Raw genomic sequence first — 8,045 nt, 5'->3', positions numbered from 1 at the left:
TTTTGTAATAAAACGTCTATGAAACTATCATGGAACCTCCAGAGAATGACCAGGGAAATGGTCAAGGGAACTCCAGGGAACTCAAGGAAACTCCAGAGGACGACAAGGAAACTCCAGGGAACTCCAGGGAAATGCCCGAATTTGTAAGGATCCTTGCAAAACGTCCGGAGATGAGGAGGGAACTTATCAAATGGGTCAAGAATGAGTTCGGATTTAACATTGAATCTTACCTGGAAGAATATTTCGATGAGCTCCCGGATAAGAAATATAAAATTGAGGAGCTTGCTATGCCGCTGCGGGAGATAGCTGAGAATGTCCTGGGCATGACTGATGACGGATATTCACCTTCACAGATAGCCTCGGACCTGGGCATATACCGCAACCAGGTATCGAAAATATTGAAGGATAGGGGGCGCTGGGAAAAGGAGATCGCCAGCGCTGTAAGGAAGCAGGTTACGCAAAATAAAAAGCTGCCCTGGTATGTCAGGCTGGCAGCCAAGCTTAAGCTGATCTAATGACGCTCACCGCACTTCGTGCAGAGTCTCAGCATTTTGAAAATATCAAATGCCCGATGTAGAGGATCCCTCCCCAAAAAAGGACAAGAAACCCTATTAAAAAACTATACGTTTGTTCTTAATCTTTTTATGAATCGATCCTCCAATTGCTCCGCCTATAGACACCGGGACAGGTATAATAAGTATCAAATCGAATATACCAAATATGAATTGAAAGAGTGTGATAGACGAATAATATGAATAAGCAGAAGGAAAATTAAAAATCAAATCTTTAACGGTAAGAAAAATTATTAGTATCATTCCAGCCAGAAATCCCGCCTTCGCACCTTTTTTTGCATCATTTCCTGCTATAAATCCGCTGACAATGCCACATAATCCTAAATAAATAAAAGGGTTAATCCGTAAAAAACGAATCTTTTCAGGGTGTAGAACTGTAGAAGCAATTATTGCACCAAACAATGTCCCAATCCAAAACTTTATTGTTTTCCATTCTTCTTGTGTTGGGGATAGTCTCACCTTTTGGGTTAATTGCATTGCGATTACCTCGACAATTATATCTATTGTTGAGCTTTATATAGTTTGCACTGTTTATTTCCATGCATGTCGGAAGTGGGTTTTTGACCTACCGAAAATAAAAAATAACATTTTTAGTTTCGCTGAATATTCAAGCCCTTGATCAGATCGCCCTCAATCCCGAGGTCTCTTGCCAGGGCAGCAATTACACTTGGACGCTGCGGAGCTCCTGTACCTGCAGCATCTCTTGTATCAACATCATCCACGCTGCCATTAGGATGTTGTATCAAGTTCGGGTCTTTCTGTTTATTCTGCTTGTTTTGCGGGTCCATCGTCCCTCCTCAAAAAATCCAATATAGGAATGCGTTTCAGAAAACTTTGATTTTCGTCGATTTTCAAATTTTCGAACTTTTTTTGAGCCTTTTCTACCTCTGGCTTATACATAGAAACGTACTTTTTCGCAGTCTTGTAGTCAATGTGACAAATCCGGGATATTTTCCATATGGATTGATTTTCCACTATCAAATCCACTATTTTTTTTTCGCTTGTTTCTAGAAATCATTCAAAATTCTTCCATAATGGAATTCCAGTGGGTTTCTCAAATATAAAATAAATGAAAACAATACATTTCTGTATTGACAGGAGAAATTTCTCCGTTACGCAAAGTTCGGGTTCAAATTCAAGTCGGAGCATCGGAGCGTTTTAAAGGCTCCTTTTAACAGTTATTTTAGTGCATTGCACGCTTTTCCTTGTCGAGCGATTTCTTGCCACGTTGTAAAAATAATCAACAAAGATTAGAAAATCCCATATCCGTATTTGAAATGCGAGAGATATTCCATCATTCAGTACAGAAATTTCAAAGCCTGTTAACAAACCGCGTCTGATACCGCATTTAATCATTTTATCCATTCCTCCAATGTACCGGGCCTTCCGGGACCTACATTAAGATAAGGTATGCATTTAAGATAGCTGCGCCGCAACTCCTCGACCTCGATATGATCATAGATATCAATTGCATCTCTGCGACGATCTCCCCTGAGCTCCTGAATAAATTCCCTCGACATTCCGCCACGTCTGAGCCAGGTCGTAAAAAAGTGCCGGGTGCAATGTGTAGTGAATTTTTCGTTCATGGCGCCATGAGGATCGTGCAGGCCTGCAATTTTGGCATAATTCACGATCATGTTGTAAACATAGTTCCTGGTAACACGGATTCCGGAACTATTAATCCAGAGGGCTTGATCTTTTGCTCTCGGTTCACGCCAGTCGAGATATTCCTTGAGCGCTGCGGTAAGCTCTGCATCCATGAAGCCTAAGCGGTTGCTCCTCTTTGCTTTTGGCTTCACCCGGAACTCCATTTTTTCTAAATCAAGATCTGAAATGTCCATAGAGATGAGTTCCCCGCGCCTTAATCCAGTTTTAGCCAAGAAAAGGATCATTGTTTTGTCGAGGACTTTCCTGGCTGACAGGCTGATAAGTTCCCTCATTTGTTCGATGCTGATCAATTGCCTGGTATTTTCTCCTCCGTGCTGCTGCTTCACCCTCAGATATCGCTTTCTGAATGAGGGTATGGGGTTAGAGGCTGCCTTATTTTCAATGACGAGGAAATCATAGAATGCTGCAATAGCTGCAAAATAACCTTTCAGCGTGGATCCTTGATATCCCCGGGTCCTGAGCTCGCCAAGGTAAGCCCGGAGGTCCTCTAACCGTACTGCAATAGGATCAGGATATCGCCTGATGAAATCCTTGCAGCAGCTCTCATATGTCTCTGTCGTATGTTCCACAAGCCCTCTTGCCTGGCATTCTAATACAAAGCCTTCGACCAAATCCACCATACCATCACCTCGATTGAATACAAGTTGAATACAGGTTGAATAAATATTGAATACAAACTGAATACAAATTGAATAAATTAAATTTAGTCATGCACATGATGCTTGTGTAGCTCTCAATTTTGTTTTTCCGGTTGTTTTACCGTTTTACTCCTCTCCAGATTACCGTTGTTTTACCTTTTCAAGGAACTCCTCTGTAAATCCGATCTTCCACCGATGATATTTGTCTCTTTCAGGAGGTACAGTGTAGACCCAGCCTTTATCGTCTAAACTGCACAAAGCAGCAGTTATATCCGACATGCTGTAGCCCAGAGTGTCTGCAAATTCCATCGCGCTGTTGTAATGTTTGTATGCCCTGCCTGTTGCTTCCGATTGGGTTTTGTCATGCCATTCTGCTAAAACAGTAATTACCTTATTCTCAACCTCAGATGCCAGCAGTTCTACTACTTCTCTCTCAGCCTGTTCCTGTATTACCCTCTGCAACATGGTAATAAGACTCACTTGTTTAGTTTTAGGTGGCTTCTGCTTCGGTTTTTCTTTTATTTCAGGAATATTATTAATGGGTAAAACAACGGGTAAAACATCCTCGGTTTTACTTTTGTTTTCCTTTTCTTTTACTTTTGTTTTACCGTTATATATAAGATATAATATTCTATCGAAATCAACAAAAAATCGTTATCGAGATCGTTCAAATACCATTTCCAGTTCTCGTTATCCCTGTGAATAAGACCGTATTTGCGCAAATTGTAAAGATATTGTTTTACGTAGTTGTTGGTTTTACCCAGCTTATCGCACAAATCGCGATTGGTTGCCGATCCGCAATCCCTGATTATCTCCAAAATTCTAACTGAAAACTCGCTTAAACGCCAGAGGTTCACTTTAGGCTCTTCTTTTACCCTGGGAGGAGTAGTAGTACTGCTGGCTATCCTGTCATGGCTTCTGACATCCCTTGCACTGAACGAAATTATATGTTGGGAAAAAAAGCCGCAGGATGAATTAGGCAGGTTCTGCCAGGCAGCCATGACCGGAGCGGTAGTAGTAGATGCTGCTCTCTCATCCTGGCACTGCTCCATCCCCTCAGCCCCCTTGACTTCCAGGATATCAGCCTCTTGAAGTCTCCGGAAGCATAAGACGGTGCTCAACCTTTACCAGAACGAACATCATTTGCCCGAGAGTCAATCGTTCATCCTTAAGGAGCTGCATTACTTTGGCTATTGCAGGCTCTAATTCAGGATGATCTATTTTTGCATTGAGTTCGGTTTTTCTGCGCTCCCATACCTTATCAGAGGACCAGTGAGAGGCACCGTAATCGTTTTTGCCCATTCTACCACCATCTGAACAATCTGATAAGATCCAGCGCGGTCACAATCGAAAGCAGCACAATGAGAATTATATAAGTTCTTTTTGTGGTTCTCATAAATTCTTCATGCCGGCGCCAGAGAGGTAGATAGAGCTCTTCGTAATTCAGGTTCATGATAGCATTTCTAAGCTCTCTTGCCTCTTCCTCATCAACATTTAGCAGAGGCATGACAACAGCATCAAATTCGTCTTGAGGGCCGGTCATACAATCACCGCCGTTACATTGTTGTCTGCATCCACGATCTCAATGCGGTCCTCCTTGCAGTAGTCGTTACTGCAGGAGAAATCACCGCAAAACACACCCTTGAGATTTGTCATATCCTGTTCATCAAGCCTTTCTTCGCGGCCGCATTTCGGGCATTTGAAAACATGTACGCGCTTAGCTGGTCTTTCTTCGATCATACCGTCCACCTCGCTGGTCTCACTGGTTTTTCACCGAAGATATCTTCATGAAGAGCGCGGATAGTGCAATGCATGGTAGTTTCTCCAGGATGACACGGGAATTGCCGTCCCTCCTCTCGTACCGCAATATTTTCTATAGGTTCCACTGCTATTGATGTTATAAGCAGCAGTAAGATCACATTTTTCCAGTTCATGCCGTCCTCCTGATCCCTGCCGGGCACCATGTCCTAATAGTCTCAATCAATTCTTTACTGGAATGGATAGTTTTTTCAAAGGTAAAACCAGGTACGAAAGAACCATTTACCCAGCAGCTTAAAAAAAAATATCTCATGCCCTCACCCCTGCAGCATTGTACCATTCGAGAATAAGCTCAGGTTTGTCTCTGATTTTTCCAGCACTTCAATCTCCTCAGCAGTCCCGGGTCGCAAACTAAGAACCTCTCCCATCTCAGGATCGTCATTCCACTTTGCAATCATGTCCTCGCCTCCAACTTCCACCTTGGCTTGAAGTTACATCCGTTCTTGGTCTCAATACAGCCATTGCATTCTGCCGGCAGATTACGCAGATAATAATTGTAGCAATTCTTGCACCAGTGATCACTGTGCGCCGGGTCTGTCATACGCCGTCCGCATGCCATAGCTACGCCTCTGGAGAGGACGGAGCTTCTTTCATGCCCTGCTCGTATTCTTTCAGGAATGCATCGATATCATCTTCGGATACTCCAAATGCGTTTAGCAAATCAGCCAGCATCCCGACATTGAAGACGTGCCAGGCAAGGGCGTTCAGCAAGTCCAATGTGTATGCATCGTATTGTTTCATGTTCCCCTCCCTGGAATGACGGGGGAGGATAAGGGGGAATAGGCGCCCTCATCCTCCTGGGATAGGTTTGTTTTCTTATCTCTGATCACCGTAATGGACCAAAGCCACAACTTGCCTTTCACATGAGGCACTGGTCCCCATGCACATATTATATCAAAAGGATCAATGCCGTCACCGCTATTCAATTCCGCGGTATCGCGGTGAATGATTTCAGCATAACCGTTTCTAATTCTGCCAGGAAATCTCCTTACATGAGGTATCGGTTCTCCCCTCAATTCCAGAGCGATATCGCAGCCCATGAATCTGGCAAAAGCATCAACATCCTGCATGTCGGAATCGCAATCAGGCACTTCCCCGATAAGCTTTTTAACAATCCGTACATGTTCCGGATGCTTTTGTATCCTGGGCGCCAGGGGAGGAGAGATAAAATCATCATCCAGGACAATGCGCATAAATATAGCAGGATCTCCATCCATCGCTTCAATGCATCTTTCTTCTATCTGTACAGCGCCACCACGCGCTCCTTTATTTGTATTTGTAGCTCCCGCTACTCGTTCTTGTTTCATATTTTGCAGCCTCTTTTTGCCCGCTTCTACGGGTAAAAATGCTAATCAATGATTCCCTTCAAATGTATATAAAACTATCTTTAAAATCTCATCATCATACAAGTGAGAGCAGGGTATATATAATGAAAAGTCCATATGAAATATGGGTTTCGGGCGCTTCTACGCTCATGACTGCCGGTTCAGGTTTTTGCAGCCTCCATGCTGGCAGTCTCGATACCCATCCCTGGCATGGCCGCGGGTTCAAATCCCGATCGGAGCACTTAATTTTTTTGTATGCTCCTATTTTTGATTGCCTTTTCTGTGTGTTCTTCAATTTTTCATCCAATAATTCTTGAAAGAACAATGATAAAGAATATGTCGCCAAGGTATGTAACATTGGACTATTAGACATAGCCTCTTCTCATGTTGAAAATGATGCATTGGATACGCTTATCTAAATTCGATACGACTTCCCAGTATTTCGGGCCATAATTTTCACGATAACTCTCCTTCTCGCTAAGAGAAGAGACAAGTATTATCCGGACCTCAAATAACCAAAAAGATTTAATCCCGGTCGAAAAGATTGGCTGGGCAGCCGCAGTTATCGCATCTATTCAGGTCATTCAACAATAGAGAAGGCATCGACTCCCTACACTCTGGACGTCAGTCCCTGGCGCGGGGCTATGGCCAGCTAAGTGAGGGGCGCAGGGACGCAAGCGCATATCGCCGCAGTGACGTGCGCAAGCCCCGCCTTATAGTTCGTAAAAAAGCATACGCATCCTTGTCTATATGAAATCCATTTTTGCATCTAAGCTGTAGAATCTAGGCGTCCCACCGCGTAGCGGCGCATTTCTTGAAATAGCAAAGGAGTCAGATGTAAAGCATCCTCAGCTTTGTGGAGAGATAGTAAAAAGGAATAGGTTCATAGTTCAATTTTTACTTTGATTATGGTGCTCAGATAACCAATATAACCCATCGAGTTTTGATTCAGAGTTCGTCTTCGAGCATACAACTATGAACTTAAAACGGCTTGGTTGCAGTGATGTTATTCCGTTATATATACCCTTCGCATGAATATAATTACTTTGATTATAGTGCTTATGTATATTTACTCTGAAAAGCATAAATCTCTTTTGCCTGCTACCCTTTTATGAGAATGTGCGCCTAATTTTCCGCCTTAAGGATGTTGTTTTGGCTTCTATTGCCTTTGGGAGCACGATAACGAGAGCCGAGAAAAGTCACTACCCTGCAGTGAAATTTGCGAGGCATTATTTGGATGCTCGATGGTTCAGGATTCGAGATGCTGAGTGAGTTTTCTCATCTTTTCAACGCCGAACAGTGTTAAATTTCGGTTGAAAGATGCTCCGAGAAGTTGCTGATTTGGTTACTGATATCCTTGACAGATGCTGATAAAAGATTCTTGTTGCAAGAAAATAAGGACAAGTTACGCTAATGGTCAAATGGAGACCGGGTCTCTCTTCCGTCTGCGATTTACGAAAACCAGCAAGATTAGGAAAATTAAGAAACGCTATTCGAAACTTAAAAATTAATTTATATAGTTCTCACAAAATTCAAGGTGAGTTCGCAATTGAAGTTAAAAAAATAGAATCTATTAGCAAACAGTTAAAAAAATTAAGTTGGTTTTAAATCAAGAAACCTTCTTTGCCTCTTTGGTTCTAAAACTAATCTTATTTCCTCTTTTGATTCTATCCTTAATCTTCTTCAACATACTTCCTATATTTAATCCCCAATACTATCGCTTCTACCAACATGAATTGAAACGGTTATGTTGAATTTGGGCGCATATATTGTATCTTAGTAAAATCACCAACAAAAGTTATTGTCAACGCATATATATGCCAAATAATGCTCGTTTTTAAGTCTATCAATTAAGATGTATTGCACTTTGGCATAACTATAGCAAGATTCCAAAATTGCCGTAAATTTTAAAGGCAATCAAACAGATTCTTAATGGGGAGTGTTTAAATGACAATAACACCGAGAGGGGAATTATTTCTTCCAGATTTTTCTATAGATGAGTTGAACGACCTTTATCAAAAAGA

At 42.2% G+C, this 8,045-nt stretch carries 14 protein-coding genes; 1 reads left to right on the top strand and 13 read right to left on the bottom strand.

Going from position 1 to position 8,045, the window contains the following annotated elements:
- Positions 1 to 131 precede the first annotated feature (131 nt).
- Complete coding sequence (locus tag MNV_RS13765) at positions 132 to 515, top strand: helix-turn-helix domain-containing protein (RefSeq protein ID WP_218838030.1); 384 nt, start codon at positions 132 to 134, stop codon at positions 513 to 515.
- A 96-nt stretch (positions 516 to 611) separates the two neighbouring features.
- Here the strand turns inward: MNV_RS13765 and MNV_RS13760 are convergent, their stop codons facing one another.
- The 13 genes from MNV_RS13760 to MNV_RS13700 all read right to left on the bottom strand — a co-directional run bounded on the left by MNV_RS13760 (position 612) and on the right by MNV_RS13700 (position 6,003).
- Positions 612 to 1,049, bottom strand: coding sequence for a DUF5518 domain-containing protein (locus tag MNV_RS13760; protein ID WP_096206528.1), 438 nt, complete (start codon positions 1,047 to 1,049; stop codon positions 612 to 614).
- A 113-nt stretch (positions 1,050 to 1,162) separates the two neighbouring features.
- Positions 1,163 to 1,360, bottom strand: coding sequence for a hypothetical protein (locus MNV_RS13755; RefSeq protein ID WP_096206527.1), 198 nt, complete (start codon positions 1,358 to 1,360; stop codon positions 1,163 to 1,165).
- Between the two features lie 564 nt (positions 1,361 to 1,924).
- Positions 1,925 to 2,860: a tyrosine-type recombinase/integrase gene (locus MNV_RS13740; protein WP_096206524.1), complete on the bottom strand. Its 936-nt coding sequence runs from the start codon at positions 2,858 to 2,860 to the stop codon at positions 1,925 to 1,927.
- Between the two features lie 159 nt (positions 2,861 to 3,019).
- Positions 3,020 to 3,343 (bottom strand): hypothetical protein, encoded by a 324-nt coding sequence (locus MNV_RS13735; protein WP_096206523.1) that lies wholly within the window; start codon positions 3,341 to 3,343, stop codon positions 3,020 to 3,022.
- A 128-nt stretch (positions 3,344 to 3,471) separates the two neighbouring features.
- Positions 3,472 to 3,999 (bottom strand): winged helix-turn-helix domain-containing protein, encoded by a 528-nt coding sequence (locus MNV_RS13730; RefSeq protein ID WP_143311789.1) that lies wholly within the window; start codon positions 3,997 to 3,999, stop codon positions 3,472 to 3,474.
- A complete protein-coding gene (locus MNV_RS13725; protein WP_096206521.1) occupies positions 3,959 to 4,180 on the bottom strand; it encodes a hypothetical protein in 222 nt (73 codons plus the stop codon). Before MNV_RS13725 ends, MNV_RS13730 begins: the two co-directional genes overlap by 41 nt.
- 1 nt (position 4,181) lies before the next feature.
- A complete protein-coding gene (locus MNV_RS13720; RefSeq protein ID WP_096206520.1) occupies positions 4,182 to 4,421 on the bottom strand; it encodes a hypothetical protein in 240 nt (79 codons plus the stop codon).
- Positions 4,418 to 4,618 (bottom strand): hypothetical protein, encoded by a 201-nt coding sequence (locus tag MNV_RS13715; RefSeq protein WP_096206519.1) that lies wholly within the window; start codon positions 4,616 to 4,618, stop codon positions 4,418 to 4,420. The genes MNV_RS13720 and MNV_RS13715 overlap by 4 nt, the downstream gene beginning before the upstream one ends.
- Positions 4,615 to 4,812, bottom strand: a complete 198-nt coding sequence (locus MNV_RS13710) for a hypothetical protein (protein ID WP_143311787.1) — start codon at positions 4,810 to 4,812, stop codon at positions 4,615 to 4,617. Before MNV_RS13710 ends, MNV_RS13715 begins: the two co-directional genes overlap by 4 nt.
- Positions 4,813 to 4,953: 141 nt before the next feature.
- On the bottom strand, positions 4,954 to 5,094 hold the full coding sequence (locus MNV_RS19800; RefSeq protein WP_179293992.1) for a hypothetical protein: 141 nt from the start codon (positions 5,092 to 5,094) through the stop codon (positions 4,954 to 4,956).
- Positions 5,091 to 5,255: a hypothetical protein gene (locus tag MNV_RS19795; protein WP_179293991.1), complete on the bottom strand. Its 165-nt coding sequence runs from the start codon at positions 5,253 to 5,255 to the stop codon at positions 5,091 to 5,093. Before MNV_RS19795 ends, MNV_RS19800 begins: the two co-directional genes overlap by 4 nt.
- Before the next feature lie 2 nt (positions 5,256 to 5,257).
- Positions 5,258 to 5,437, bottom strand: coding sequence for a hypothetical protein (locus MNV_RS13705; protein WP_096206517.1), 180 nt, complete (start codon positions 5,435 to 5,437; stop codon positions 5,258 to 5,260).
- A complete protein-coding gene (locus MNV_RS13700; RefSeq protein ID WP_096206516.1) occupies positions 5,434 to 6,003 on the bottom strand; it encodes a hypothetical protein in 570 nt (189 codons plus the stop codon). Before MNV_RS13700 ends, MNV_RS13705 begins: the two co-directional genes overlap by 4 nt.
- Positions 6,004 to 8,045: the final 2,042 nt, after the last annotated feature.

It is taken from the genome of Candidatus Methanoperedens nitratireducens (genome assembly GCF_900196725.1).
Taxonomy (GTDB): Archaea; Halobacteriota; Methanosarcinia; order Methanosarcinales; family Methanoperedenaceae; genus Methanoperedens; species Methanoperedens nitroreducens_A.
This window is presented reverse-complemented; position numbering and strand designations above follow the sequence as displayed.

Bases quoted from the DNA above. Each gene is read 5' to 3' on its own strand.
- MNV_RS13700 (WP_096206516.1), bottom strand. From the start codon at position 6,003: ATGAAACAAGAACGAGTAGCGGGAGCTACAAATACAAATAAAGGAGCG.
- MNV_RS13710 (WP_143311787.1), bottom strand. From the start codon at position 4,812: ATGAACTGGAAAAATGTGATCTTACTGCTGCTTATAACATCAATAGCA.
- MNV_RS13760 (WP_096206528.1), bottom strand. From the start codon at position 1,049: ATGCAATTAACCCAAAAGGTGAGACTATCCCCAACACAAGAAGAATGG.
- MNV_RS13740 (WP_096206524.1), bottom strand. From the start codon at position 2,860: ATGGTGGATTTGGTCGAAGGCTTTGTATTAGAATGCCAGGCAAGAGGG.
- MNV_RS19795 (WP_179293991.1), bottom strand. From the start codon at position 5,255: ATGGCATGCGGACGGCGTATGACAGACCCGGCGCACAGTGATCACTGG.
- MNV_RS13725 (WP_096206521.1), bottom strand. From the start codon at position 4,180: ATGGGCAAAAACGATTACGGTGCCTCTCACTGGTCCTCTGATAAGGTA.
- MNV_RS19800 (WP_179293992.1), bottom strand. From the start codon at position 5,094: ATGATTGCAAAGTGGAATGACGATCCTGAGATGGGAGAGGTTCTTAGT.
- MNV_RS13705 (WP_096206517.1), bottom strand. From the start codon at position 5,437: ATGAAACAATACGATGCATACACATTGGACTTGCTGAACGCCCTTGCC.
- MNV_RS13715 (WP_096206519.1), bottom strand. From the start codon at position 4,618: ATGATCGAAGAAAGACCAGCTAAGCGCGTACATGTTTTCAAATGCCCG.
- MNV_RS13720 (WP_096206520.1), bottom strand. From the start codon at position 4,421: ATGACCGGCCCTCAAGACGAATTTGATGCTGTTGTCATGCCTCTGCTA.
- MNV_RS13765 (WP_218838030.1), top strand. From the start codon at position 132: ATGCCCGAATTTGTAAGGATCCTTGCAAAACGTCCGGAGATGAGGAGG.
- MNV_RS13755 (WP_096206527.1), bottom strand. From the start codon at position 1,360: ATGGACCCGCAAAACAAGCAGAATAAACAGAAAGACCCGAACTTGATA.
- MNV_RS13735 (WP_096206523.1), bottom strand. From the start codon at position 3,343: ATGTTGCAGAGGGTAATACAGGAACAGGCTGAGAGAGAAGTAGTAGAA.